The organism is Nonomuraea solani (assembly GCF_900108335.1).
Lineage (GTDB): Bacteria > Actinomycetota > Actinomycetes > Streptosporangiales > Streptosporangiaceae > Nonomuraea > Nonomuraea solani.
This window is the reverse complement of sequence record NZ_FNVT01000026.1, coordinates 121,709-145,541: the sequence shown is the minus strand read 5'-3', so window position 1 is coordinate 145,541 and position 23,833 is coordinate 121,709. Positions and strand designations below refer to the sequence as shown.

The 23,833-nt window shown below is 69.8% G+C and carries 25 protein-coding genes and 3 pseudogenes; 9 read left to right on the top strand and 19 right to left on the bottom strand.

What is annotated here, in order from left to right:
* A pseudogene (locus C4V41_RS52005) lies at window positions 1-340 on the bottom strand (hypothetical protein); the annotation flags it as partial.
* 287 nt (window positions 341-627) lie between these two features.
* Between C4V41_RS52005 and C4V41_RS52000 the strand changes: the two are divergent.
* From C4V41_RS52000 to C4V41_RS51990, 3 genes are all read left to right on the top strand, one after another.
* Complete coding sequence (locus C4V41_RS52000; RefSeq protein ID WP_103963495.1) at window positions 628-1,581, top strand: Acg family FMN-binding oxidoreductase; 954 nt, start codon at window positions 628-630, stop codon at window positions 1,579-1,581.
* Window positions 1,582-1,748: 167 nt separating this feature from the next.
* Window positions 1,749-2,423: a CBS domain-containing protein gene (locus C4V41_RS51995; RefSeq protein ID WP_103963506.1), complete on the top strand. Its 675-nt coding sequence runs from the start codon at window positions 1,749-1,751 to the stop codon at window positions 2,421-2,423.
* Window positions 2,424-2,430: 7 nt separating this feature from the next.
* Entirely contained in the window at window positions 2,431-2,637 is a 207-nt protein-coding gene (locus C4V41_RS51990; RefSeq protein WP_103963494.1) for a hypothetical protein, read from the top strand.
* Window positions 2,638-2,707: 70 nt separating this feature from the next.
* Here the strand turns inward: C4V41_RS51990 and hypF are convergent, their stop codons facing one another.
* The 3 genes from hypF to C4V41_RS51975 form a co-directional block, all read right to left on the bottom strand.
* Entirely contained in the window at window positions 2,708-4,963 is a 2,256-nt protein-coding gene (gene hypF, locus C4V41_RS51985; RefSeq protein WP_103963493.1) for a carbamoyltransferase HypF, read from the bottom strand.
* A gap of 24 nt (window positions 4,964-4,987) precedes the next feature.
* A complete protein-coding gene (locus C4V41_RS51980) occupies window positions 4,988-5,833 on the bottom strand; it encodes a universal stress protein (protein ID WP_103963492.1) in 846 nt (281 codons plus the stop codon).
* 142 nt (window positions 5,834-5,975) lie between these two features.
* A complete protein-coding gene (locus C4V41_RS51975; RefSeq protein ID WP_103963491.1) occupies window positions 5,976-6,389 on the bottom strand; it encodes an Hsp20/alpha crystallin family protein in 414 nt (137 codons plus the stop codon).
* 219 nt (window positions 6,390-6,608) lie between these two features.
* Here C4V41_RS51975 and C4V41_RS51970 point away from each other — a divergent pair, with 219 nt between their 5' ends.
* Window positions 6,609-7,658 (top strand): zinc-dependent alcohol dehydrogenase family protein, encoded by a 1,050-nt coding sequence (locus C4V41_RS51970; RefSeq protein WP_103963490.1) that lies wholly within the window; start codon window positions 6,609-6,611, stop codon window positions 7,656-7,658.
* A gap of 83 nt (window positions 7,659-7,741) precedes the next feature.
* Here C4V41_RS51970 and C4V41_RS51965 read toward each other — a convergent pair whose 3' ends face one another.
* Complete coding sequence (locus C4V41_RS51965) at window positions 7,742-8,557, bottom strand: universal stress protein (RefSeq protein WP_103963489.1); 816 nt, start codon at window positions 8,555-8,557, stop codon at window positions 7,742-7,744.
* A 257-nt stretch (window positions 8,558-8,814) separates the two neighbouring features.
* On the opposite strand from C4V41_RS51965, the gene C4V41_RS51960 reads away from it, so the two are divergent.
* Window positions 8,815-9,675, top strand: coding sequence for a GerMN domain-containing protein (locus tag C4V41_RS51960; RefSeq protein WP_103963488.1), 861 nt, complete (start codon window positions 8,815-8,817; stop codon window positions 9,673-9,675).
* A gap of 82 nt (window positions 9,676-9,757) precedes the next feature.
* Here C4V41_RS51960 and C4V41_RS51955 read toward each other — a convergent pair whose 3' ends face one another.
* The 3 genes and pseudogenes from C4V41_RS51955 to C4V41_RS51945 form a co-directional block, all read right to left on the bottom strand.
* Window positions 9,758-9,946 (bottom strand): hypothetical protein, encoded by a 189-nt coding sequence (locus tag C4V41_RS51955; protein ID WP_146104132.1) that lies wholly within the window; start codon window positions 9,944-9,946, stop codon window positions 9,758-9,760.
* A gap of 97 nt (window positions 9,947-10,043) precedes the next feature.
* Window positions 10,044-10,622 carry a hypothetical protein gene (locus C4V41_RS51950; protein ID WP_407670167.1) on the bottom strand — a complete coding sequence of 193 codons (579 nt, stop codon included), beginning with the start codon at window positions 10,620-10,622 and terminating at the stop codon, window positions 10,044-10,046.
* Window positions 10,549-11,646: pseudogene (locus tag C4V41_RS51945) on the bottom strand (IS630 family transposase); the annotation flags it as partial. The gene C4V41_RS51950 and the pseudogene C4V41_RS51945, both read right to left, overlap by 74 nt.
* Before the next feature lie 192 nt (window positions 11,647-11,838).
* On the opposite strand from C4V41_RS51945, the pseudogene C4V41_RS64930 reads away from it, so the two are divergent.
* The 3 genes and pseudogenes from C4V41_RS64930 (at window position 11,839) to C4V41_RS51930 (ending at window position 16,110) form a co-directional block, all read left to right on the top strand.
* A pseudogene (locus C4V41_RS64930) lies at window positions 11,839-13,236 on the top strand (IS701 family transposase).
* Between the two features lie 508 nt (window positions 13,237-13,744).
* Window positions 13,745-14,161, top strand: a complete 417-nt coding sequence (locus tag C4V41_RS51935) for a hypothetical protein (RefSeq protein WP_103963486.1) — start codon at window positions 13,745-13,747, stop codon at window positions 14,159-14,161.
* A gap of 26 nt (window positions 14,162-14,187) precedes the next feature.
* A complete protein-coding gene (locus tag C4V41_RS51930) occupies window positions 14,188-16,110 on the top strand; it encodes a tetratricopeptide repeat protein (RefSeq protein ID WP_103963485.1) in 1,923 nt (640 codons plus the stop codon).
* Window positions 16,111-16,223: 113 nt separating this feature from the next.
* Here the strand turns inward: C4V41_RS51930 and C4V41_RS51925 are convergent, their stop codons facing one another.
* The 11 genes from C4V41_RS51925 to C4V41_RS51890 form a co-directional block, all read right to left on the bottom strand.
* Entirely contained in the window at window positions 16,224-17,918 is a 1,695-nt protein-coding gene (locus C4V41_RS51925; RefSeq protein ID WP_103963484.1) for a sensor histidine kinase, read from the bottom strand.
* On the bottom strand, window positions 17,894-18,427 hold the full coding sequence (locus C4V41_RS51920) for a pyridoxamine 5'-phosphate oxidase family protein (RefSeq protein WP_235030918.1): 534 nt from the start codon (window positions 18,425-18,427) through the stop codon (window positions 17,894-17,896). Before C4V41_RS51920 ends, C4V41_RS51925 begins: the two co-directional genes overlap by 25 nt.
* 32 nt (window positions 18,428-18,459) lie before the next feature.
* Complete coding sequence (locus tag C4V41_RS51915; protein ID WP_103963483.1) at window positions 18,460-18,999, bottom strand: ATP-binding protein; 540 nt, start codon at window positions 18,997-18,999, stop codon at window positions 18,460-18,462.
* 85 nt (window positions 19,000-19,084) lie between these two features.
* Window positions 19,085-19,462 carry an NAD(P)(+) transhydrogenase (Re/Si-specific) subunit beta gene (locus tag C4V41_RS65685; RefSeq protein WP_268808897.1) on the bottom strand — a complete coding sequence of 126 codons (378 nt, stop codon included), beginning with the start codon at window positions 19,460-19,462 and terminating at the stop codon, window positions 19,085-19,087.
* A 91-nt stretch (window positions 19,463-19,553) separates the two neighbouring features.
* Window positions 19,554-19,817, bottom strand: coding sequence for an NAD(P)(+) transhydrogenase (Re/Si-specific) subunit beta (locus C4V41_RS65680; RefSeq protein WP_268808896.1), 264 nt, complete (start codon window positions 19,815-19,817; stop codon window positions 19,554-19,556).
* Entirely contained in the window at window positions 19,748-19,993 is a 246-nt protein-coding gene (locus C4V41_RS65675; RefSeq protein ID WP_268808894.1) for an NAD(P)(+) transhydrogenase (Re/Si-specific) subunit beta, read from the bottom strand. Before C4V41_RS65675 ends, C4V41_RS65680 begins: the two co-directional genes overlap by 70 nt.
* Window positions 19,994-20,061: 68 nt before the next feature.
* Window positions 20,062-20,229, bottom strand: a complete 168-nt coding sequence (locus tag C4V41_RS65670) for an NAD(P)(+) transhydrogenase (Re/Si-specific) subunit beta (RefSeq protein WP_268808893.1) — start codon at window positions 20,227-20,229, stop codon at window positions 20,062-20,064.
* A 39-nt stretch (window positions 20,230-20,268) separates the two neighbouring features.
* Complete coding sequence (locus C4V41_RS51905) at window positions 20,269-20,772, bottom strand: CBS domain-containing protein (RefSeq protein ID WP_103963482.1); 504 nt, start codon at window positions 20,770-20,772, stop codon at window positions 20,269-20,271.
* Window positions 20,769-21,602, bottom strand: coding sequence for a universal stress protein (locus C4V41_RS51900; protein ID WP_103963481.1), 834 nt, complete (start codon window positions 21,600-21,602; stop codon window positions 20,769-20,771). Before C4V41_RS51900 ends, C4V41_RS51905 begins: the two co-directional genes overlap by 4 nt.
* Window positions 21,603-21,724: 122 nt before the next feature.
* Window positions 21,725-21,856 (bottom strand): hypothetical protein, encoded by a 132-nt coding sequence (locus C4V41_RS65665; RefSeq protein WP_268808892.1) that lies wholly within the window; start codon window positions 21,854-21,856, stop codon window positions 21,725-21,727.
* 193 nt (window positions 21,857-22,049) lie between these two features.
* Window positions 22,050-22,355 carry a hypothetical protein gene (locus tag C4V41_RS51890; RefSeq protein WP_235030917.1) on the bottom strand — a complete coding sequence of 102 codons (306 nt, stop codon included), beginning with the start codon at window positions 22,353-22,355 and terminating at the stop codon, window positions 22,050-22,052.
* A 349-nt stretch (window positions 22,356-22,704) separates the two neighbouring features.
* On the opposite strand from C4V41_RS51890, the gene C4V41_RS51885 reads away from it, so the two are divergent.
* Window positions 22,705-23,652, top strand: a complete 948-nt coding sequence (locus tag C4V41_RS51885; protein WP_235030916.1) for a pyruvate formate lyase family protein — start codon at window positions 22,705-22,707, stop codon at window positions 23,650-23,652.
* Window positions 23,653-23,833 lie beyond the last annotated feature (181 nt).

Below are 23,833 nucleotides of genomic sequence, written 5' to 3'. Positions count from 1 at the left end.
CGGCGATCCGCAGGCCGGCCGCCAGGGTCAGCGCCAGGCCGATGCCCAGCAGACCGGCCATGAACAACCAGTCCACCCACGCATGCCCGGCCAGGCCCGAGAAGAAGCCGCCCAGCGCGTTCTCGCCGCTCCCCTTCAGGAACCCGGTCGTCGGGCTACCGCCCTCGATCCAGGCCCGGTTGGCCGGAGTGGCGAAACCCCAGCCGAACGTCTTGTCCAGAAACGCCCACAGAAACACCCAGCCGATCGAGATCCGGGCGACCGCCCAGACATAATCGACAGGACGGTGAGCAGCGGCGATCGTACCTGCCGCCGTCGGCTTGTGGATGGTGGTGGCCATGGCGAGCCTCCCTTTCAGCTCTTCGTGACAGTCCTTGTCGCACCCCCATCACACCGCTTGGGACGGCCCGCGCTCAGTGCCGTACGGCCCATGGCGAAGGGACCTTGGTCCTCTCACCCCACGATGTCGGCGAGCGGGTGGCGAGGCGAGTCCTTGACCTCGAAGGTGATGGTGAAGCGCGCCCGTCCAGCACGGGCGCTGTGAAGGACCTTCGGCCGCCATGGCGGGCCGTCCGGCACTCACGGCACCCACTCCGGTGCGGCAGCGTCGGTCGCAGGAGGTGTGTGATGTTCTCTTCATTTGCTACCGAACTCGGTGTCCGGCGGCTGCTGGTGGCGGCCGGTCAGGCTCCGTCGGTGCTCAACACCCAGCCATGGCGCTTCCATGTGGTCCGCCGGGAGTTCGTCGAAGTGTTCGCCGATCCTGATCGGCGGTTGCGGGTCAGCGATCCACGCGGGCGCAACCAGTACGTGAGCTGCGGCGCAGCCCTGTTCAACCTGCGTCTGGCGATCCGCACGGCCGGGCAGCGGCCGATGGTGTGGCTGCTACCCTCACCCGAGGAGGAGCCCGGCCTGCTGGCGGCCGTACGCATGGACGGGGCGTCGCCCGTTTCGGACGAGCACCGTGAGCTGTACGACCTCATCCCCGTGCGCCGCACCAGTCGCCGGCCCTTCGCCGACCAGCGCCTGCCCCGCGCGGTGCTGGCCGAGCTCCGGGTCGCCGCCTCACGCGAGGGCGCGACGCTCATCCCTCTCGACCGCCACGCCGCGACCGACATGCTCGACTACGCCACCATCGCCGAGGACGAGCTCGGTCGAGACCACGAATACCGTGCCGAGCTGGCCGCCTGGACGATGCCTGGTGCCCGGTACGACGGAATGCCCGGGTGCACCCATGGGCCGTACGCGCTGCAGGACCCCTCCCCTGTCAGGGACTTCGGGCGTCAGGAAGGCAGGGCGCGGTTCGAGGAACGGCCGCAGCTCGCGGTGCTGACCACGATGGGCGATCGGCCCGTCGACTGGCTGAAGGCAGGCCAGGCGTTGCAGCGGGTCCTGTTGGTCGCGGCCAGAAACGATGTGTCAGCGTCGTTCTTGAACCAGTCTCTGGATCTACGCGATATGCGTCAGCGCCGTGACCCCCATCACCGGCGCGGACACCCTCAAATGATCATCCGGCTCGGCTACGGGCCGTACGTGGCCCGCAGCCCACGCCGTCCTGCGGCCGAACTGGAAACCGGCTGACGCCTTCAGTCGCCCGTCACGAGCTACAGCACCGCACGTTGACCAAGGACCGCCACCGATCGGGACTTCCGGCCCTAGGTCCGGCTCGCGCGCCGAGCTGTGATGGAGGCACCGAATAAGAGGAAGACGGCGCAGAACCCAGAAAAGAGAGCTGGCTCACCATGCACATGACCGTCGCGGACGTGATGACGACCAAGGTCGTCTCCGTCACCGCCGCCACCCCGTTCAAGGACATCGCCGAGGCGCTCATCACCGGCGGCATCAGCGCCATACCAGTGCTGGACAACGACAACCACGTGCTCGGCATGGTGTCCGAGGCCGACCTGCTGCGCAAAGAGGAGTTCCGCGAGCAGTACTACCGCGAGGGCTACCGGCCGCCGCTGCGCGCCCGCCTGCGCCACCCCAAGAGCCGGAAGAAGGCCGCCGGCGACACCGCCGCCGAGCTCATGACCAGCCCCGCCGTCACCGTCTACCCCGAGGCCTCCGCGGTGGCGGCCGCCCGTCTCATGGACGCCCACGACGTCAAACGGCTCGCCGTGACCGACTACAACGGCCGCCTGCAGGGCATCGTCAGTCGCCGCGACCTGGTCAAACTCTTCCTGCGCGGCGACGAGGAGATCGCCACCGCGGTCCGCGACGACATCCTCGACCGCGCCCTGTGGGTGAACACCGAAGGCGTGCACGTGCAGGTGGAGCGGGGCATCGTCACCCTGTCCGGCTGGATGGAGCGCCGCACCGAGACCGGCATCGCTGCCCGCATGACCAGCCGCGTCAACGGCGTGGTCGACGTCGTCGACAAGCTCACCTGGAAGACCGACGACTCCAAATGGGAAGCCAAGTAGCCGGGGTGTGCTCGCCCACACCGTGCCCGGCATCGTCCAGGGCCCCGCCGTCCACGACGGCGTGATCCGCTACGCCGAGATCGAATCGGCCGCCGTCCTGCCCGCGGGCTGGACGGATGAACAGAGGCCGGGCACCTACCGGCTGCGGGAGGGCGCGGACGAGCTGGTCTTCGCACTCGCCGTCGCGGCCGACGATCCGGCCCGGCACTCCTAAGCGCATGACGGCCTCATTTCGCAAGCGTCCTCAATCATGCCCGGCATCGTCTCCACCTCGCTCACCGTCTTCACGGTCCCTTCCGCCCGGCACGGCTCGACAGGAGCGCCGCGCCGATCGCCGCCTGCCCGTAGCTGATGCCACCGTCGTTGACCGGCACCCGCTCACCGATGTACGGCTCGAACCCGGCTGCCGCCAGCCGGGCGAGCACGTCGGTGGCGAGCAGCCGGTTCTGGAACACGCCGCCGGACAGGCACACCTGGGTGACGTCGTGCTCGGCGGCGGCCCGCTCACACAGCAGCACGGTGACCGCCGCGATCGTGGCGTGGAAGGCGGCGGCGAGCCGGCCGACCGGCTCGCCATCGGCCTTGGCCTCCAGCAGGTGCCGCAGCGTGACCACACCGTCGTACACCCACAGGCCGTCCTGCCGCTCCAGCCGCCAGGCCAGCGGCTCGGCCCCGGCGAACGCGGCCGCCGCCTGCTCCAGGCGCATCGCCGCCTCGCCCTCGAAGCCGTTGACGTCGCACAACCCCAGCAGGGCGGCCGCGGCGTCGAACAGCCGGCCCGCGCTGGAGGCGACAGGGCAGTTCACCCCGCGCGCGATCATGCGCCGGATGACGTCGCGGTCGGGCAGGCCATCGGCGAGGCCCTCGGGTACGGGCCCACCGGTGGTCTCACCGCCGAACAGGTAGCCGAGGGCCATGCGGGCCGGCCTGCGTACGGCCGCGCTCCCGCCGGGCATCGGAGCGTGTGAGAAGCGGCCGAGCCGCCGGTAGCCGGTGTAGCCGGCGAGCAGCAGCTCGCCGCCCCAGAACGTGCCGTCGTCGCCCAGGCCGATCCCGTCGTAGGCGACGCCGAGGAACGGCGGACGCAGGGCGTGCTCGGCCGCCACCGCGGCGACGTGCGCGTGGTGGTGCTGGACGGCGATGCGGCTGGGCCGCCGCCGGGCCAGCTGGCTCGACAGATAGCCGGGATGCAGGTCGTGCACGGTGTGGACGGAGTCGATGGCGTGGATGCGGCTCAGGCGCTCGAGCGCCGCCTCGTACGCTTCCAAGGTCTCGGCGTCGGACAGGTCGCCGATATGCGGCCCGAGGACCGCTCGCTCCCCGTCCGCCAGCGTGAACGTGCTCTTGAGCTGGGCGCCGACGGCCAGCAACGGCTCTGGCGCGCCGATCGGCAGCCGCAGCGGCGCCGGCGCCAGGCCGCGGGCGCGGCGGAGCACGGTCGAACGCGACCCGAACGAGCGGATCACGGAGTCGTCGTAACGGGCCGCGATGGGCCGGTCATGGGTGAGCACGCCGTCCACCTCCAGCCCGGACGGCGGCTCGACGCACATGGGGCTGCCGGCGTGGTTCGCGCTGGTGACCACCAGCGGACCGCGGATCCCGTCCAGCAGCAGATGATGCAGCGGCGTGTACGGCAGGAACAGCCCGACGTCCGCCAGCCCGCCGCACACCTCGGGAGCCAGCACCCCGAGCCGCCGCGGCGCCAGCACGATCGGCGCCGACGGTCCCCGCAGCAGGTCCCGGCCGGGCTCGGTGAGCACGGCGAGCGCATCCGCCGTCGTGACGTCCCTGACCATGACCGCCAGCGGTTTCTCCTCCCGCCCCTTGATCTCGCGCACCCGCGCCACGGCCGCGCTGTCAAGCGCGTCGCAGACGAGCTGGAAACCGCCGAGCCCCTTGACCGCGACCACTCCGCCTCCCGAGACGATCTCGAGGGCGGTCCGCAACGCGGCGTCCCCCTCCACGCTCATGAAACGCAGGCGGGGGCCGCAGGAGCCGCACGCGATGGGTTCGGCGTGGAAGCGGCGGTCGGCGGGGTCGTGGTATTCGGCCGCGCACGCGGCACACATCTCGAACGCCCGCATCGTGGTGCGAACGCGGTCGTAGGGGAGGCTTTCCACGATGGTCGCCCGCGGCCCGCAGGCGGTGCAGTTGATGAACGGGTAGCGGTGGCGCCTGTTGGCCCGGTCGAACAGCTCGCGCCGGCACTCCGCGCAGGTCGCCAGGTCAGGCGGGATCTCCCGGGGCCGGCACGGCACGGCTTCGCTCTCGACGATCGCGAAGCCGGCCGATCGCCCGTCCGGCCGGTCGGGGGTCACCACCAGATCGCGGATCTGTGCCGCGCCGGGCTGGCCCGCTCTCATGGTGGACAGGAACGCCTCCAGGCGGGCTTGGGGGCCCATCGCGTTGATCACCACGTGCCCGCCCGCGTTCCGTACGTCTCCCCGGAGCCCCAGCCCGGTCGCCAGGCGATGGACGAAGGGCCGGAACCCCACGCCCTGTACGGCTCCGTACACCTCGATGTGCCAGGCCACGTCCATGAGCACCTCCTCCGGGAGCACGTCTCAGGACCCGCGGACGACGGCGACCGTGCACTGCGCGTGGTGCAGGACGCCCCGGCTGACCGAGCCGAGCAGCGCCGAGCCCACGGTGCCGCGCCCGTGGGTGCCCACCACCAGCAGATCGGCGTGCCGGGAGGCCTGCGTGAGCGCCTCCACCGCCCGGCCGCACCGGACATCCTCAATGACCGTCACCTGCGGATATTCCATCTGGAACGTCTCCAGCCAGTCCGCGACGGCCCGTTGCCGGGCGGTGCGGGCCTCGTCCATCTCATGGGGGAGCTCGGTCGCGAACGCGCGCACCGGCGGCTGCCAGGTGTGCAGTGCCCGCAGAGTGCTTCCGCGCAGGGCCGCCTGCTCGAAGGCGTAGGCCAGGGCGGGCCGGGATTCGGGCGAGTCGTCCACGCCCACCACGACCTCCCCGAACCTGGGCCGCGAGTCGCCGTGAACCACCACGACCGGACAGCCGGCCTGCCCCGCGACGTGTTCGCTCACCGAGCCGAGAAGCGCGGCTGCGATCCCGCCGCGGCCACGGCTGCCGACGAGCAGTTCGGTGGCCGTTCTGCCCTGGTCACGCAGGACCATCGCGGGCGACCCTTCCACCACCTGTGTCGTCACCTCGACGGTCGGCTGGCGCTCGTGCACCAACGCCACCGCCTCCAGCAGCACCTTCTGACTCGCACGCAGCAACGTGTCGGGCCGGGCGGGACCAGGAAACTTCGAGATCTGGTACGGCGAGCGGTCCACCGCATGAACGAGCAGCAGCGGCTGATGCATGCGGACAGCGTCACCGGCGGCCCAGTCGACCGCGGCGCGTGCGGGCACGGAGCCGTCGACACCTACAACGATCATGGTTCCTCCTCTGTCTCACACCAGCGAACCGCGGCTGAGAACGGGTGTGCAGGGCCGTTGGTCCCGGCGATGAGGGCCCAAGGACCGCCTCCCGTGGGGAAGCCGGGCGCGAGCAGGGGGCCCGCCCGCGCCCGGCCAGGGGTCAGTGCTCGACGGTGATCCGCCGGCCTTCGGCCTTCTTGCCTTCGGTCAGCCCCACGCTGACCTCCAGGATGCCGTCCCGGTAGACGGCCTTGACGTCGTCGGTCTTGGCCGTGGCGGGCAGCGTCACCGTCCGGGTGAGCGCCCCGTAGGCGAACTCGGAACGGTGCGGGTCGGTGGTCTTCTTGGTCTTCTCGGCCCGGATGTGGAGCAGGCCACCGCTCACGGTGACTTCGACATCCTTGTCAGGGTCGATGCCAGGCAGCTCGGCGCGCAGCACGTACCGGCCGTCGGCGACATAGTCCTCGACCCGGACGATCTGTCCGAAGGGCCGGAACCCGAACATGGGGCTCTCCATCCACTCGAACAGCTCCGGGAAGGGGAGCCTCATCTCCCTCCGCTCAGGCAGGCTCATCGCGACCTCCTTCCGTGGGTCCTTGGATCCCACACCTCCAGCACACATCGGCAACCGGTCTGTCGTCAGAGGACGAAGTCCCTTCAGATCAGGACCTTCGGCACCCGCCCGGTTTCACGCGGCGGGCACGTCCGTCCGCGCCAGGACGGGCCAGGGACCTTCGCCCCTACCCCTCTCCGGCTCGCGGCGAGAGCGTGGAAGAAAGACGAGGAGGCCATCATGAAGGCGCTGATCTATCACGGGGCCGGCCGACGTGCCTGGGAAGAGACTCCGGATCCGCAGCTCACCGAGCCGACGGACGCGATCGTGCGCGTGGACGCCGTCACGATCTGCGGCACCGACCTGCACATACTCAAGGGCGATGTGCCCGCGGTCGAGCCGGGGAGAACCCTCGGCCACGAAGCCGTCGGCACGGTCACGGCGACCGGGAGCGCGGTCACGACCGTGCGGCCGGGGGAACGGGTGCTGGTCTCCTGCATCACGGCGTGCGGCCGCTGCCGTTACTGCCGCACCGGCACCTACGGGCAATGCCTGGGCGGCGGCGGCTGGATACTCGGCCATCGCATCGACGGCACTCAGGCCGAATACGTTCGCGTCCCGTTCGCCGACACCTCCACCCACCGGCTGCCCGACGGCGTCACCAGCGAGGCGGCGCTCATGCTCGCCGACATCCTGCCCACCTCCTACGAGGTCGGCGTGCTCAACGGCCGGGTCCGGCCCGGCGACACCGTCGTCGTGGTCGGCGCGGGGCCGATCGGCCTGGCGGCCATCATGACCGCGCAGCTCTTCACGCCGAGTCACATCATCGCCGTGGACCCGGCCGCGTCGCGGCTGGAGGCCGCCAAAGGGCTCGGCGCGGATCTCCTCATCGGGGCCGGGGACGATCCCGCGTCCGCTGTCGCGGAGCTGACCGGCGGCCTGGGCGCCGACGTGGCCATCGAAGCGGTCGGCATCCCCGAGACGTTCGAGCTCTGCACCCGCCTGGTGCGCCCCGGAGGCCACGTCGCCAACGTCGGCGTCCACGGCGCCCCGGCCACGCTGCACCTCGAAGACCTGTGGATCCGCAATCTCACCATCACGACCGGTCTCGTCGACACCCACTCCACCCCGGCCCTGCTTGACATGATCGCCGCCGGCCGGCTCGACCCCACCACCTTCATCACCCACCGCTACGACCTGCACGACATGGACACCGCGTACCAGACGTTCTCCGACCCGGCGGCCACCGGAGCGCTGAAGGTCGTCCTGTCCCGCCACGCAGACGACTGACCCGGCAGGACCTCGACCTGAGCCGGACGGGCGTGTCCTCAGATCTTCTGAGAACACGCCCTGAACGAGGCGGAAGCCGGTGCTCAACGGGGCCGCACCACCGCGACCGGGCAGGCCACGTGGTGCAGCACTCCGTGGCTGACGGAGCCGAGCACGGTGGAGGCCAGGCCACCCAGCCCACGCGATCCCACCACGACCAGGTCCGCGCTCTCCCCGGCCCTGGCCAGAACATGCACCGGGTGCCCGGTGACGGCCTCATAGGTGATCTCGACGCCGGGATTCTTCTCCCGCCACTGAGTCACGCTCTCGGCCACCGCCCATGTGTCCGCCTGATAGGCATCCACCAGCAGGCTGTTGTAGGCGGCCATGTACGGCGAGAAGACGGGGGTCTGCCAGGCGAAGACCACGTGCAACGGAACGGCCCGCGCCCTGGCCTGCTCGATGGCGTACCCCATGGCGGCCTCGGAATGCTCTGAGCGGTCGTAGCCGACCACCACCCGGCCGTGCGGTTTGACGGAAGGAGCATGTACGACCACGACCGGCCCCTCGGCATGCCCGGCGACGGCCATGCTGACCGAGCCGACCACCATCTCGGCGAACCCGCCGAGCCCCCGGGTCCCAAGGACCACGCTGTCGGCGGACGCGGACTCGGCGATCAGAGTTTTGATCACGTTGCCGGGAAGCACCTCTGTGCTCACCTCGACCCCGTCGGCCAGCTCGCGTGCCCGTTCACCTGCGGCGGCCAGTGCCCGCGCGCAGTGCTCGGCCTGCGGGCACTGTTCGCACACGTGCACGATCCGCAGCCCGGCGCCTCGGCCCCGCGCGTCATCCGCGGCCCATTCCACTGCTGCCATTGCCGGAGCGGATCCATCCACACCCACGACGATGCGTCGGTTCATCGCAACCTCCACTAACTCGGTCTGTCAAGTTCAGCGTCGTCCGCAGGGGATCGCGGCACCCGGGGACGAGGTCCCCCATACGGGTGCCTTTGGTCCTCTTTCGCCGTGGTCTGGGGCGGTGGGCAGCGTCTTAATCCCGGCGGAAGGGGACTTTCGCCGGTGTCACCCACCGGCCGCGAAGGTCATGCTGGGATCAGGAGCACTCACGGGAAAGAGATGATCGCCATGCTCCCGATCCGCCCCTCATCGCCACCGCGATGGTGGCCACCTCCACCGGCCTACTGGCCGTGCCGGCGCGGGCCGCCACGCCGCAGTTCGCCGCCCCGCCCACGCTGGTCGGCATCCGGGCCACGCACCACCACGGCCTGGATCGGCTGGTCTTCGAGTTCCGCGGCCGCGTGCCCACCCAGCGGGACGTGCGCTACGTGTCCCGGCTGATCGCCGACGGCTCCGGCCGGCAGGTGAACGCCGTGGGCGACGCGCTGCTGCAGATCCGCTTCGGCCGGGCCGACGGCCATGACCGTCACGGCAACGTCACCTACGGGCCGGCCCGCAGGACCTACGCGCTGCCCGGCGTCATCCAGGTCGTCAGCACCGGCAACTTCGAGTCGACGCTGACCTTCGGCGCCGGGCTGGCGAAGACCGTGCCCTACCGGGTCTACACGCTCACCCGGCCGAGCCGCGTCGTCGTCGACCTCGTCACGCGCTACCGGACGGTGCCGGCCCGCGCCTACTTCCTCAACACCGCCGCGTACAACACCGGGCGCAGGCCGTACACCACGGCCGTGCAGCGGCCGGTGATCCCGCCCGCCACCGCCTACGGCGCGCTGCAGCGCCTGTTCGCCGGCCCGACGCAGACCGAGAAGGCGCAAGGGCTGCGCTTCGTCAGCTCAAAGGCCACCGGCTTCAGCAAGCTCACCGTCAAGCACGGCATCGCCAGGGTCTACCTGACTGGCCGTGTCACCGGCGGCGGCTCCGCGTTCACGATCGCCGACGAGATCAGGCCGACGCTCAAGCAGTTCCCCTCGATCAAGTGGGTGAAGATCTACGACGCCGCGGGGACGACTCAGCAGCCGACCGGTCACTCGGATTCCATCCCGCAGTCGCTCGAACCGTGAGGACCCGCACAATGGCCGACGGCCGCCCGCGTTCGGTGAACGCGGGCGGCCGTCGCAACGATCCCCAAGCCTGTGCGAGTGATCAGGCGGCGTGCAGTTCGAGCATGAAGGCCGCGGCCAGGGCCGGCGCACAGGGCCAGGTGGCGGCGCAGGAGACGCAGGCATGTGCGGAATCGGCGCGGTGCGCGTCCAGCGCTCCGGCGGCTCTGGTGAAGTACGTCTCGCTCAGCGGGTCGGTCTCAATGTGGGTCACACCCAGGAGAACGGCCATCTCGATCACCTTTACTCGCTCAGGATTTCGTCGTGATCCCACCTTCTCCCCGGCCACGCTCGCCCGCTGGAGGCGAACGACTCAGAGTGGTGGTGACCTAAGTCACATGAACGAGGAGGTGTCCGATAACGAGGTCGTTCAACCCGATGATGTTGCTCGCACGGCTGCACCGCCCGGACGGCAACCCGTTCCGAACGGCTGGAATCCACCTCCCTTCCTTATCCAGCCTCCGCCCCGGCGTGCCCGGCCCTGGCGGAATGTTCGTCACTTCCGGCGCCGCCCCGCCTTGTGCGCCGCGTCGGCCAATACCATGACGGGGATCGCCAGTGCGGCCAGCAACCATCCGACCGGCGGCGGAAAGGCGCCACCGAGCACGCCTGCGACGGAAGGCAGGCCGAGGAAGAGCAGCAGCATGACGGCTTCGAAGACGAGCGCGCCCAGCAGGAGCGGGTTGGCGCCAGCGCAGTTTGCCGATCCAGCGGAACTCGCTGCGGCAGGCGAAGGCGTTGGCGAACTGACCGAGCACCACGGCAGTGAAGGCGGTGCCGGACGCGGCGGCGAGCAGGACAGGGTCCGGAGCCGTTCCGAAGTGCCAGCCGCCCAGCCAGAGAATCCCTACGAAGGCCGCCATTTCGGCCACTGCCTGAGCCGGGCCGAGTACGCCGAAGACGCGAATGAGGAGGCGGCGGTCGATGAGGTTTCCGGTGCGAGCGGGGCCGTACATGGTGCACGGTGTGGTTGGGATGGTCGGACTTGCTCATCACGAAAGTGCGCAGCGGTCCGAACTGGGCTTCGATCGGGTTGGCCCAGGAGGCGCTGGTCGGGGTGAAGCACAACTCGACCTTGTGCGCTGTGGCCCAGGCACGGATGGCGGGGGTCTTGTTGGCCGACAGGTTGTCCAGAATGACGTAGATCGGTGCGCCGTCCGGGCGGGCGCGGCGGATGCTTTTGAGCGAGGTCAGGGTGTTGGCGCCGCTCTTGCGCTCGCGGTTGACGCCCCACAACTGGTCATCGCCCAGGCTGTAGCAGCCGTGGAAGTAGCGCACGCCGTGGGTGCGCGTGTAGGTGGCCTGCTGTCGTTCGGGTTTGCCCTCGGATGCCCAGCCGGAGCCGGGCTGAGGCCGGATGGACAGTGGCCCGAACTGGTCGAAGGCAAAACACCGCTGCGGGAAGCGGGTGGTGACCTCTTCGATGCGGTTCAGCTTGGCATCGCGGTCGGGGTCGGTGGACTCCTTCCACGTCCGGGTGCGCTGGAAGGAGATCTCGTGCTCGCGTAAGTACTGCCGCAGCCGCTCCCGTCCGACCAGCACGGTCCGCACCGGGTTGTCGGCCAGGTAGCCGACGAGTTTGCGGATGCTCCACCGGGTGAAGGGACGGCCCAGCTTCCCCGGGCGTGTCCTGGCCGTCGCGACGATGAAGTTCTCATCCTTCGAGGTGATGCGACGGGGACGGCCACCCGCCCAGTTAGGGTCCAGCGCGGACAGCCCTCGCTCGTTGAAGGCGTGGATGACATCACGCACGGTGTCCTCATCGGCGGCGACCAACTGCGCAATCGCCGCAACCGGCGTGCCACTGGCCGACGCCATAATGATCAGCGCTCGCCGGACCCGGATCGACTCGTGCCGGCCTCGCCGGACCAGCCGTTGCAGGGTCTGTCCCTCCTGATCGGACAACCGCCGTGCTCGCACAGGTTCGGCCATACGGATCCTCCTGCCGTCATCGTGCATGTCGATACGACACTGAAGCAGAATCCAGCGAAGCCTGCGCAAGCCGCCGAGTGTGTCCCCGACCCGGTGAACCTATGTGGTCACCGCACTAGCGGTAGTCCGTTAGATCAAGATTTTGGCTGGGCAGGATGGTGTCGCGGGGGCTTCCGAGGAGGGAGCCAGGCGATGACCAAGCCCAAACCGGTTCCAGCCGCGCCAGGGGCGCTGGAGGGGTACGCGGCCAGGTTCGATGGTCTGTTCACGCATCTGGGGCAGCGGCGCGGGTTCCGGGAGTATGTGACGGGGTTACTGGCGCCGCGGGAGCGGAACAAGACAGCTGCGGCGTTGGCCGGGGCTGAACCGGTGGCCGGGTCCAAGAGCGCGGCAGCGCAGCGGGTGCAGTATTTCCTGTCCGAGTCGTGCTGGGATCCCGAGCGGGCCAATGCCCGTCGGCTGGAGTTGCTGCTGGCCGAGGCTGCGACCGCACCCCATCCGGATGGGGTGCTGGTGATCGATGACAGCGGGGATCGCAAGGACGGGCGGGCCACCGCGCATGTGGGCCGCCAGTGGCTGGGCCGCCTCGGCAAGACCGACAGCGGCATCGTCACGGTGAGCACGCTGTGGGCCGATGAGCGGATCTACTATCCGCTGCATGCCCGGCCCTACACTCCGGCCCATCACTTCGCCCGGGGCAAGTACGACCCGGCGTTTCGGACCAAGTGGCGGATCGCCGTCGAGTTGGCCGGCTAGGCGGTGGCGGCCGGGGTGGACTTCCGGGCGGTGGTGGCCGACTGCGCCTACGGCGACCTGGACGATTTCCGGGGCGAGCTGCGCCAGGCGGGTACGGGCTGGGTGGTGGCGGTCCGCCCCAAGCGTGGCACCTGGGCCTACGGCCCCGATGCGCACACCCCCCGCGACGCCGCCGCACGTCTGAGGTGGAGCGGGCCAGAGAAGCCCGGCGACTGGCAGCCGGTCCAGCGCCGTTTCCGAGACGGACACACCGAGATGTGGTGGGCAGCCGAGGCGTCGCTGGGCTTTTGGGGACCTGACCGGCTCACCCGGCTCGTGGTCGCCACCACCGATCCGGCCACCCTCCGGGACAAGGCCACCTGGTACCTGGCCACCAACCTGCCCCGCCCCGGCGGCCCGCACGACCCCGCCGGCGGCGGGGACAGCCCGCATCCACCCGCCGGCCTGCCCGAGATCGTGCGCCTCTACGGCCTGCGGCACTGGGTCGAGCAGGGCTACAAACAGATCAAGGACGAACTCGGCTGGGCCGACTTCCAAGTCCGCTCCGACATCGCCATCCGCCGCCACCAGAGCCTGGTGCACTGCGCGTTCAGCTTCTGCTGGACAACCTGGATCAGCGACTCAACCTCAGGTTCCGCCCCACCTGGACCAGCGTCTGACACCGAGCTCGAGAGGGGGCGGCCAGGCCCGATCCCATCCATACCTCTCAGCCTTACCCGCCCCATCGGCACCCAGCTGGCCCCACACGCTGCGCGCCGTCCGCAGCTGGCTGACCCCGGCCATCGCGCTGTCACGCTGGTGGAAAGCCTGGTCCACCGCGCCCCCACCACCTGAACTCCAGGCGATGATCGACGCTGTCACCGCAGGTCAAGGCCTCTACCTCTACACGCCACCTTGATTCAACGGACTACCGCTAGCGTCGCGGGCATGATTCGTGTGTTCCTCGTCGACGACCACGAGGTCGTCCGCCGAGGCGTGGCGGCGTTGATCTCCCAGATATAGTCGACCGGCTCACGCGCAGCGGCGGGGGTGTTGACAGTGGCGGCCATAACGGCCTCCTTCCGAGGTGGAATCGTCGTCCTTCACACCCCAAGCACACTGCAGACGATCCCACCGAGCAGAGCCTTACGCCTCCGATCGGACGGGACCTCCGTCACGTATCTTGCTCCGCCAGTGCGCACTGTGCCGTATAGCATCGGATGCGACTATTGCGCCTTGTGTCGTATTGCCTCGGGTGCGGGTCTGATTCGGAGATATCCCAAGGCTTGCCCGGAAGGTGCCTGGCGCACGCGGTCGTGCGGCGTACGATCGGCTCACCTGCCGAGGTGGACCGGAGGGGCGTATGGACGTCTCTGCTGTGGTGGCGTTATTGATGCCGTACGTGAGCGCGGCGATCGGCGCCTACGGGAGTGCGGTGCTGACCAAGGCGCAAGATGTGGCCGCCGATGAGACGGTCGGCCTGGGGCGTCGCCTGCTACAGCGCGTCTGGCAGCGGCCGGAAAGCCGGGCCGAGTTGGAGAGCGCGGTGTCCGACCGGGTCCAGGCGCCCGACGATGACGACAGCCTGGCCGCGCTGCGGCTGCAGATCAAAAAGGCGCTCGCCGCCGACCCGGCGCTGGCCATGGAGCTCGCTGACATGCTCGGCCCGGCCACAGCCTCGCCGGCGATGACGGTGAACGCAGTCGGCGAGCGGGCGGTAGCCGCAGGGACCAACACCGGCATCATCCAGACCGGCGACAACGCCCGCGCCGAACGGTGAGCATCCCTCCACCGGAGCACTCCTCTGTGTCCGCCTACGGGCCGCGCGCGGTCAGCGTGGACGGGAGCAACCCGGGCATCATCCAGACCGGCGATAACGTCTCGGCGACCATCGTGCAGACGACCGGCCCAGCCCCGGCGGCCCTGGCCGGCCTGCCGGCCGCGCACGTCGGCTTCGTCGGCCGCACCGACGCCCTCAGCGAGGTGCTGGGGTTCCTGAACCCGGCAGGCGGGGGCAGGTCGGGAGTGGTGGTGTCAGCGGTGGCGGGCATGGCCGGGGTCGGCAAGACCGCGCTGGCGTTGGTGGCCGCCCACCAGGCGATGGATCAGGGTTGGTTCGGCGGTGGGGTGTTCTTCATCGACCTGCGCGGCTACGCCCCCAACCCAACCGAACGCGTGCACGCCGCAGCCGCAGCCGGGCAGCTGCTGCGGGCGATGGGCGTCCGCGACACCGACCTTCCACCGACCGGCGAGGAGCAACTGGGTCTGTACCGATCGGTGCTGGCCGACCGAGCCCGCAAGGGACGGCCGGTACTGGTGGTGACCGACAACGCCGCCACGGCCGGCCAGGTCGAACCGCTGCTTCCGGCCCAGCTATGTCACCGGCTGCTGATCACCTCCCGGCACACCCTGGCCCTGCCCGCCCACCTGGTCGACCTGACCGTGCTGCCCGAGGCCGACGCCGTTGACCTGCTACGTACCGCGCTGCAGGCAGGGCGAACCGACTCGCGCGTGGACGCCGAGCCCGAACCTGCGGCCGAGATCGCCCGGTTGTGCGGGCGGCTGCCGCTGGCGTTGCAGATCATCGCCGCCCTGCTGCGCGCAGAACCCGACCGTCCCCTGACCGACATGTCAGCCGAGCTGGCCGACGCCCGCCACCGACTGGATGCCCTCGACAGTGGAGACCAGGACCAGCGCGGCCGCCCACTGGCGGTCCGGACCGCCTTCGACCTGTCCTACCAGCACCTGCTGACCGACCAGCCCGAACAGGCCCGGCTGTTTCGGCTGCTGCCGCTCAACCCCGGCCCGGACATCTCCCTTCCGGCCACCGCCGCCCTGACCGGCGCTCTGGAGCTGGTGGTGCGCCGGCAGCTCGCCGCGCTGGCTCGGGCTCATCTGCTCACCACTCCGGTCACCGGCCGGTGGGGCATGCACGACCTGGTCCGCCTGTATGCCGACCAGCACGGCCGCACCCAAGCGGCCGCCGACCAGCGCGAGCGGGCATTGGATCGACTGCTGGGCTTCTACCTGCGCACCGCCGACGCCGCTGACGACCACCTACGCGCCCTGCCCGGCCAGGCTGTCCCGGACCGCTTCACCGGAAGGGATGAAGCCATGACGTGGTTCGACGCCGAACGGGCCAACCTCGTCACCGCCGTCACGCTCGCCCAGGCCACCGGACGCCACCGCATCGCTTACCGTCTGCCCCTTTGTCTAAACGCCTACCTGTCTTGGCGACGCGCCCTCAACGATCGCCTGACCATTAACACCATCGCTGTGACCGCCAACAGCCACCTCGGCGATCGCCACAGCGAAGGCCGGTCGCTGAACAACCTCGGCAGCGTCCTGCGCCAGGTGCGGCGCTTCGACGAGGCCATCACCGCCCACCAGGACGCCGCCACCATCTGCCGCGACCTCGGCGACCGCCACGGTGAAGGGCGGTCGCTGAACAACCTCGGCCTCGTCCTGCGCCAGGTGCGGCGCTTCGACGAGGCCATCACCGCCCACCAGGACGCCGCCACCATCTACCGCGACCTCGGCGACCGCCACCGCGAAGGCGGGGCGCTGAACAACCTCGGCAGCGCCCTGCAGCAGGTGCGGCGCTTCGACGACGCCATCATCGCGTTCAAGCACGCCATGTCCATGTTCGACTCCACGAAGGATGATCACAGCCGCGCTATCGCGCAGGCCAACCTCATAGAGGCCGAGCGGCAACAAGCCGACGCGTGATGCACGGCGCCATGTCTTTCCACACCGACGAGCTACCAGCCGAATACGACACAGTTGAATACGTCACGGTACCGGTCGCCAGGGGCCTCGGCCCCGAACTCCGGGGGCCGGGCTCACAGAGGAACGTGCCAGCGCAGGCGAGTCCCGCCTCCTTCCGGCGTCTCCAGCGCCGCGGTGCCACCCAGGCGGACGGCGCGGTCCTCGATGTTACGCAGGCCGCTGCGGCGTCCGGCCTCGCCCACCCCGACACCGTCGTCGGTCACCACAAGGGTGAGCTGACCGGTCGCGACCTCAACGGAGACCTCCGCACGGCCCGCATGTGAGTGGCGCACCACATTGGACAGGGTCTCACGCAGCACAGCCAGCAGATGCTCGGCCACAGACTGGGGCACGAGGGTGTCGATCTGCCCCTCCATGCGCAGACCCGGTGCGAAGCCCAGGTGGCTGCTCGCGCCCTCCACCAGCTCCACGATCTGCCCGCGCACCCCCGGAGCGGGCCCGTCGAGCGGGCCCTGGAGGGCGAAGATGGACGAGCGGACCTGCCGGATCGTCTCATCGAGCTCATCGATGGTGTGCTGCAGCCGCTTGGCGGCCTCCGGGTGCTCCACCAGGCGGACCGTGCTCATCAGCGTCATCGCGCTTGCGAACAGGCGCTGGATGACCACGTCGTGCAGGTCTTTGGCGATCCGGTCCCGTTCCTCCAGCAGACTCAGCCGCTCGGCGTCCCTGCGCGTCTCCGCCAGTTCCAGCGCGATCGCCGCTTGGCCCGCGAACGCGTGCAGCACCTGCTGGTCCGCGCCGCTGAACGGCAGCCGGCCGCTCCGCTTGGCCAGCAGCAGCACCCCGCGGACAGCCGACGGCACGCCCAGTGGGATGATCAGAACCGGCCCGTAGCCCTGCTGCTGCAGAGGTGAGGACGGGTACGGGGCGCTCTGCATGTCCGGCTCGGACAGGGGCTCGCCCCGGGTAAAGACCTCACCGGCGAGCGTGCCCGAAATGTCGAAGACCGTCCCGACCAGGTCCAGTTCTCCGTCGCCCTCCGCGACCTCCACGATCAGCTCCTGCTTCGACGCGTCGAGCAACAGCACCAGGACCAGATCGGCGTCGCTCATCCGGCGGGCGCGGGCGGCCACCACGGCCAGCACCTCGCGCGGGTCGGCGCCGGACAACAAACTCGTGGTCACCTCCGACGACGCCTGCAGCCACGTCTCCCGGCGCCGCGACTCCTCATACAACCGGGCGTTCTCGACCGCGACACCGGCGGCCGTGGCCAGGGCGATCACCACCGCCTCGTCCTCCTCGTCGAAGTCGACGCCGCCCCGCTTCTCCGTCAGGTACAGGTTGCCGAACACCTCATCACGCACCCGCACCGGAACGCCCAGGAACGTGCCCATCGGCGGATGACCCGGCGGGAACCCGTACGACTCAGGATGATCGGAGATGCGGCTCAGGCGCAGCGGCTGCGCGTCCTTGATCAGCAGACCGAGCAGCCCCAGCCCATGCGGCCAGTGCTCGATCCTGGCGATCTCCTCCTCGCTCAGCCCCACCGGGATGAACTGCAGCAGCGTGTGCCCCTCCCCCACCACGCCGAGCGCGCCATAGCTCGCGTCCACCAGCGTGGTCGCCGTGGCCACGATACGGCGCAGCACCGTCTCCAGGTCGAGATCACTGCCGACCGAAACGACCGCCTCCAGCAGCGCATGCACCCGGTCACGGGTGGCCAGCACGGCGTTGAGGCGCACCTGAAGTTCGGCCAGCAACTCATCGAGTCGCATGTGCGGCATCAGCAGCCGGCGCTCGCTCTCCATGTGGCCCAGTGTCGCACCAACAGATCACCACGCCTATATGGACGAGATCCGGATCCGCGCGACGGTGACCGTCGCCGCTCGTCAGGGCAAAAGCCGGTGACGATCTCCGGGCGGATACTGATGACCTGCTCCATCGCGCCTTCCACCCACGGGTGCACGAGCTCTCTCAGTCGGGCCGCCTCCTCGGCATCGGCCACCAGTCGCGCGACGCCCGTGACCACCACACTCCAGCCCAGCCGCCGGCCGGCATCCAGCTCATCCGCTTCGTACGCCACCACCGCGTTCCAGGACGCGACCTCGGTGCTGATGATCGTCCCAGACCCGGACCGCAGAACGATCCGCCCGTCGACGACCACGTGATTCACCGGCCGGATGGCCGGAAGGGCATGCCGGGTGAACACGATCCGTCCGAACGGAACACCGGCGAGCCGCCGCAGAGATTCGGCCTCGGACAGCTCTTTGAGATTGCGACGCGGGGCACTGCACCCGCTCGTCGTACGGGACATCATCGTACGAGCCTGTCCAGGGGACGGCGCGGGCACTAGGGCCGAACGTCCCTACTGCCGTCCTGCGGAGTTCGGTGCAGATGCGGAACGGCCCGGCGGGTGGGCAGCCTCATGCGAAGCCGTACGACCGTGCCGCCGGGGCCGGTGGTGAAGACCGCCTCGTCGGTCAGGCGGCGCATGAGCCAGATACCCCTGCCGCCGAGGGAGCCGGATGGCGGGAAGTCCGTTCTGCGCAGGAGGGACGCCGGGATGCCCGGTCCGGCGTCCTCGACCGCGCACGTCAGCTCGTCACCGCTCCGCCACAGGGTGAGCCGGGCGCGTCCGCCGCCGTGCTCCACCGCGTTGACGATCCCTTCGTACGCCGCCATCACGAAGTCGCCGAGCCGGTCGCTCTCGAGTCCCTGCTCCCGCGCCGCGCGTAAGATCAGGCGCCGTGCAGAGGCCAGCCGGTCCTCGTCAAGGTCCGTGGTGAGCAGGATCTTGGCCTCTCCTTCAGCGGCGTGCCCAAGATCTCGCCCAAGAGGATCGCCGAGAGCCGTATGGTCGCCGACCGTGCCACCGACTTTTCCGCTCATACCATTATCGTCCGGCGCGACGGGCGGAGCCCTCAGAGGCGATGGTCCCCGGCCGCTTAGGGCTTTGGTCCTGCTCAAGACCGAGTCAACGTACGCCTGGCAGGCCAGGCTCGACCACCTCGCTCAGCCGACGAGTACCTTGACGGCCCGCGGTGATCTCGGTCAGCGCCTTCTTGGCGTCGGCGAAGTACCTTCCGGTCCTGAGGTCTGTGTAGAGCTCGTTGTCGATGCCCGCGTACCCGTGCCCCATCGATCGCTTGATGACGATCACGCTCTTGGCACGGTCGGCATCAATGATGGGCATCCCCGACACGGCGGTGCCGGGGCGGCGGGCGGCCGGGTTGACGACATCGTTGGCGCCGACGACGAGGGCCACGTCGGTCTGTGGCATGGTGTCGTTGGCGTCGTCCATGTCGGCCATCTGCGAGTAGGGCACGCCAGCCTCGGCCAGCAGCACGTTCATGGCCTGGCGTGCGCCCCGCCACCGGGTGGACGGCATTGGAAACGCGGACGCCGCGCTGTTCCAGAAGCTGGGCCAGGGCGTGGAGCTGGTGCTACGGCCTGGCCGCGGCCAGGCCGTAGCCGGGGACGACGACGACCTTGGCGGCATAGGCGAGCTGGATGGCGGCGTCGTCGGCCGACAGCGACCTGACCCGCCCCGGCCCGGACAGGCTCACGGACAGCTCGTCGCCGGTGCCGAAGCCGCCGATGACGATGTTGGCGAGCGAGCGGTTCATGGCATCGGCCATCAGCTTGGTGAGGATGGCGCTGGAGGCGCCGACGAGCGCGACGGCCGTGATGAGAACGGCGTTGCCCAACGCGAGAACCCCGCCATCGCGACGGCCGTGCCGGTGAACGCGTTGAGCAGCGAGATCACCACCGGCATGTCCGCTCCACCGATCGGCAGCACCATGATCACGCCGAAAGCCAGGGAGGCGGCGCCCAGTACCGCCGCGCCGCCGCCGATCAGCAGCAGGATCGAGGCGGCCACCATGACCGGGCCAGCGCCTGGGTCAGCAGGCGTACGCCGGGAAAGACGAGCGGGTGGCCCGGCACCAGGCCCTACAGCTTCCCTGCCGCGACGAGGGAGCCGGAGAACGTCACCGCGCCGATCAGCACGACCGGCATCGACGCGTTCTGCCCGCCTGCATGCACGGCGAAATCGTGCACGCCGATGAGCGCCGCGGCTCCGCCGCCGACCGCGTTGAACTGGCTCACGAGCTGCGGCATCGCCGTCATCACACCCGGCGGATCACTAATGCGCTGATGTCACGCCTGCCTCCAGCTTCGTGTCGGCAGGACCGGTTCGCTCCGCGTCGGCAGGACGGGTTCCAGGTGGAACATGCCGGTTATCACTTCACTCGGCTCCTGCGAGGGGACGACGCGGCCTGCGACCGCAGACAGCACGTCCCGAGCGGAGATCAGGCCGATCAGGCCGTCTCCGGACAGGACCGGCACGGCGTCGACGCCGGCGTCGAGCATGACGGCCGCGACCTGAGTCAGCGGTGTTTCCGGCCGCACCCGCGGCCTGCGAGCGGGGTCCAGTAGGTCGCGGACGTGACGAGTGGACTGCTCCTGTGGCCCGCCGGACCAGGACGCGGCCAGGTCTTCGCGGGTCAGGAGGCCCAGCACGTGCGGGCCGTCGACGACCGGCAGGTGGTGCACTCCGGCCCGGCGCATCAGCTCCCAGGCCATGAGCGGCGATTCCGCCGGTTTGACGGCGACCAGGATGCGGCTCATCACCTGCGCGGCTGTCAGGGATTCGACGGTCATGCCTCCTCCTTCGGCTTGACCACGGCGACGGGGCAGGTCGCGTGGTGCAGCACGGCGTGGCCGATCGAGCCGAGCAGCGCCGAGGCGAAGCCGCCCAATCCGCGCGAGCCCACCACTACGAGGTCTGCGGTTTCGGCCGCCTTGATCAGGGCGGCAACCGGGTGTTCGCAGGGTTGCTCGTCGGTGAGGACGAGGTCCGGGTTGCTCGTGCGCCAAGGCTCGACCAGCGCGCGTGCTCTCTGCGGCTCCTCCCGCATGACCTGCTCGATCAGGCCGCTGTAGGCAACGGCGTACGGGGAGAAGGACGGCACCTGCCAGGCCGTGACCACGTGCAGCTCGGTCTTGCGGCTCCTGGCCTGCTCGACGGCGTACTCCATGGCCGCCCGCGCGTGCTCGGAGCCGTCGTAGCCGACCACGACGCGGCCGTGCTCCGCCAGGCCGGATGCGCGGACGACGACGACCGGTCCCGCAGCGTGTCCAGCTACTGCGATGCTCACCGAGCCGAGCACCATCCCGGTGAACCCACCGAGCCCCCGGCTGCCCAGCACCAGGCTGTCGGCCGTCGCGGACTCGCCGATCAGGTCGTCGACGACGTTCCCGGTCCGCAGGTCCGTCGTCACTTTGACGCCGTCGGTGTGTTCGTGTGCCCGGTCGGCGGCGGCCTCCAGCGCGCCGACGCAGTACTCGGTGCCCTCGCTGTGCTGCCACTGCTCGCACACGTGCACGAGCCGCAGGTCCAGCCCGCGTCGTCCGGCGTCGGCCGCCGCCCACTCCACCGCCGCATTGGCCGGGGCGGACCCGTCCACGCCGACCACGATCTGACTGGCCATCACACATCTCCTCAACAATTCGGATCTCGCACTTCCAGCTTCGAACACGGGCGCGGAAGGGCGCCGCGGGAGGAGGTCCCGCGAAGCAGGGCCTTTGGTCCCTGATCGGCGAGGCACGGCGGTCACTTGACGAGCTGGACGCGAGTGCCGCTGGTGCCGTCCATCACCTGCGCGAGCTTGTCCAGCGCGCCGATGGCCACCGGCCGGCCGGTGGCGCGGCTGAACGCGCAGGCCACCGCGAACTTGGGTCCCATGGAACCGGGGGTGAAGGAGCCGTCGTTCAGTAGCCCCACCTGGGGACCGTTGCCGTGCACGATGAGGATCTGGTGGTACGTGGCCAGGCGGGCTATCTGCTCGGCGGTGTACGCGGCGTTGCGGATCTGCGTGACCGCGTCGGCGCGTTCGCCGCTGTGCAGCAGCGCGTTGCCGCCAGCGCGATGACGATTCTCACGGTGCGTCTGCCACGATCCGGCCGAGCAGCGCTTCCAGGACGGCTTGGGCGGTGGGCAGCCGGTTGGCAGCCTGGGGGAACGCCTGGGAGGTGAGGCCGTCGATGACGTCCCCGGCGACCTCCTCGCCGCGGTGGGCGGGCAGACAGTGCAGGAAGATCGCCCCGGGTGCGGCCGCTTCCAGGAGGTCGGCGGTGACGCGGTACGGGTGAGCGCGGCGGTTCTGGCGACCTTCTCCCCGAGGGAATCTCCCATGGACAACCACACATCGGTGCAGACCGCAGCCACCCCCGGACCGCCTCATACGGTTCATGGGTGATGAGCAGTTCCCCGCCTGTGGAGATCTTCTGGGCCATCGCCTCACCCTCGGAGTTCGGCCGGTAGACGTCGGGGGTGGCCACAACCATGGAGACGCCGGCCAGCGCGGTCGCCATCCACGGACCCAGCTTGCGGCGTCGTGGCAGCGGCGTGACGGACACGATGATGTCCCCCTTCCAGGATCACCAGCACATCAGCGCCGTCGCAGCAGGTACGGAGGCGGACGTCCCTATTCCCGATGACCTTGGTCCCACCTGTCGGGGACCTTGGACCGCGGTGGCCCGCACCTCCTCACGGAGAGATTGGAAGGAGACGTCCGATACGAAGGGGGAACCATGACCGCCACGACGATCGCGTTCGAGGCCTGGCGCGGCTTTCACGGCATGGCCTGGCGGACCGAGGTGGACGTCCGCTCCTTCATCCAGGCCAACTACACGCCCTATACGGGCGACGAGGGCTTCCTGGCCGGGCCGGCCGAACGAACGCGCGCGGTATGGGTAAAGGTGACCGGACTGTTTCCGGAGGAGCGGCGGCGCGGCATTCTCGATGTCGACACCACGACCCCGTCCACGATCACGGCTTACGCACCGGGCTACATCGACCGCGATCGTGAGCTGATCGTGGGCCTGCAGACCGACGCGCCGCTGAAGCGGGCCATCATGCCCGCAGGCGGGCTGCGCATGGTGGAGAACGGTCTGGCCGCCTACGGCTACCAGCTCAACCCCGCGGTGAAGGAGATCTTCACGAAATACCGCAAGACCCACAACGACGGCGTGTTCGACGCCTACACCCCCGAGATCCTGACCGCCCGCCGCTCCGGCCTCATCACCGGCCTGCCGGACGCCTACGGCCGTGGCCGCATCATCGGCGACTACCGCCGCGTCGCGCTCTACGGCGTGGACCGACTCATCGAGGCCAAACGCGCCGAGCTACGCTCCCTGGACGACGAGCCGGCCACCGACGCGATCATCCGCGACCGCGAGGAGCTGTCGGAGCAGCTCAGGGCGCTGGACGAGCTGAAGCACATGGCCGCCTCCTACGGCCACGACATCTCCCGCCCGGCGGCCACCGCGCACCAGGCGATCCAGTGGCTGTACTTCGCCTACCTGGCCGCGATCAAGGAGCAGAACGGTGCCGCCATGTCGCTGGGCCGCACTGTCGGCGCTCACGTAATTCCCCCACCCGGGCGTGATCCGCTCACGGAATTCCCCCACTGGCCGCTCATCATGGACCGGAAAGGCCGCTCGCAATCCTCGCCCCAGGGACGACGGACGTCTGCCTGACCACGACGAAGGCGCCGCCTCCGCCGCCCGATGGAATTACACGACCACGCCCACGTCAAGGACGCTGTCGCGCCGCTGCGCGGTCGGCCTACGGCCGATCCTTGACCCGGTCGCGCTCGCGCAAGATCGGTCAGCTGTTGGAGGCAGCGTGGGCAGTGCGAGGCCCGGGGACGCCGAGCGG

What these genes read in the sequence shown, in the direction of transcription:
- C4V41_RS52000 (WP_103963495.1), top strand. Translation starts at nt 628, where the DNA reads ATGTTCTCTTCATTTGCTACCGAACTCGGTGTCCGGCGGCTGCTGGTG.
- C4V41_RS51995 (WP_103963506.1), top strand. Translation starts at nt 1,749, where the DNA reads ATGACCGTCGCGGACGTGATGACGACCAAGGTCGTCTCCGTCACCGCC.
- hypF (WP_103963493.1), bottom strand. Translation starts at nt 4,963, where the DNA reads ATGGACGTGGCCTGGCACATCGAGGTGTACGGAGCCGTACAGGGCGTG.
- C4V41_RS51980 (WP_103963492.1), bottom strand. Translation starts at nt 5,833, where the DNA reads ATGATCGTTGTAGGTGTCGACGGCTCCGTGCCCGCACGCGCCGCGGTC.
- C4V41_RS51975 (WP_103963491.1), bottom strand. Translation starts at nt 6,389, where the DNA reads ATGAGCCTGCCTGAGCGGAGGGAGATGAGGCTCCCCTTCCCGGAGCTG.
- C4V41_RS51970 (WP_103963490.1), top strand. Translation starts at nt 6,609, where the DNA reads ATGAAGGCGCTGATCTATCACGGGGCCGGCCGACGTGCCTGGGAAGAG.
- C4V41_RS51965 (WP_103963489.1), bottom strand. Translation starts at nt 8,557, where the DNA reads ATGAACCGACGCATCGTCGTGGGTGTGGATGGATCCGCTCCGGCAATG.
- C4V41_RS51960 (WP_103963488.1), top strand. Translation starts at nt 8,815, where the DNA reads ATGGTGGCCACCTCCACCGGCCTACTGGCCGTGCCGGCGCGGGCCGCC.
- C4V41_RS51955 (WP_146104132.1), bottom strand. Translation starts at nt 9,946, where the DNA reads ATGGCCGTTCTCCTGGGTGTGACCCACATTGAGACCGACCCGCTGAGC.
- C4V41_RS51935 (WP_103963486.1), top strand. Translation starts at nt 13,745, where the DNA reads ATGGACGTCTCTGCTGTGGTGGCGTTATTGATGCCGTACGTGAGCGCG.
- C4V41_RS51925 (WP_103963484.1), bottom strand. Translation starts at nt 17,918, where the DNA reads ATGGAGAGCGAGCGCCGGCTGCTGATGCCGCACATGCGACTCGATGAG.
- C4V41_RS51920 (WP_235030918.1), bottom strand. Translation starts at nt 18,427, where the DNA reads ATGATGTCCCGTACGACGAGCGGGTGCAGTGCCCCGCGTCGCAATCTC.
- C4V41_RS51915 (WP_103963483.1), bottom strand. Translation starts at nt 18,999, where the DNA reads ATGAGCGGAAAAGTCGGTGGCACGGTCGGCGACCATACGGCTCTCGGC.
- C4V41_RS65685 (WP_268808897.1), bottom strand. Translation starts at nt 19,462, where the DNA reads ATGAACGTGCTGCTGGCCGAGGCTGGCGTGCCCTACTCGCAGATGGCC.
- C4V41_RS65675 (WP_268808894.1), bottom strand. Translation starts at nt 19,993, where the DNA reads ATGGTGGCCGCCTCGATCCTGCTGCTGATCGGCGGCGGCGCGGCGGTA.
- C4V41_RS65670 (WP_268808893.1), bottom strand. Translation starts at nt 20,229, where the DNA reads ATGCCGCAGCTCGTGAGCCAGTTCAACGCGGTCGGCGGCGGAGCCGCG.
- C4V41_RS51905 (WP_103963482.1), bottom strand. Translation starts at nt 20,772, where the DNA reads ATGACCGTCGAATCCCTGACAGCCGCGCAGGTGATGAGCCGCATCCTG.
- C4V41_RS51900 (WP_103963481.1), bottom strand. Translation starts at nt 21,602, where the DNA reads ATGGCCAGTCAGATCGTGGTCGGCGTGGACGGGTCCGCCCCGGCCAAT.
- C4V41_RS65665 (WP_268808892.1), bottom strand. Translation starts at nt 21,856, where the DNA reads ATGGGACCCAAGTTCGCGGTGGCCTGCGCGTTCAGCCGCGCCACCGGC.
- C4V41_RS51890 (WP_235030917.1), bottom strand. Translation starts at nt 22,355, where the DNA reads ATGAGGCGGTCCGGGGGTGGCTGCGGTCTGCACCGATGTGTGGTTGTC.
- C4V41_RS51885 (WP_235030916.1), top strand. Translation starts at nt 22,705, where the DNA reads ATGACCGCCACGACGATCGCGTTCGAGGCCTGGCGCGGCTTTCACGGC.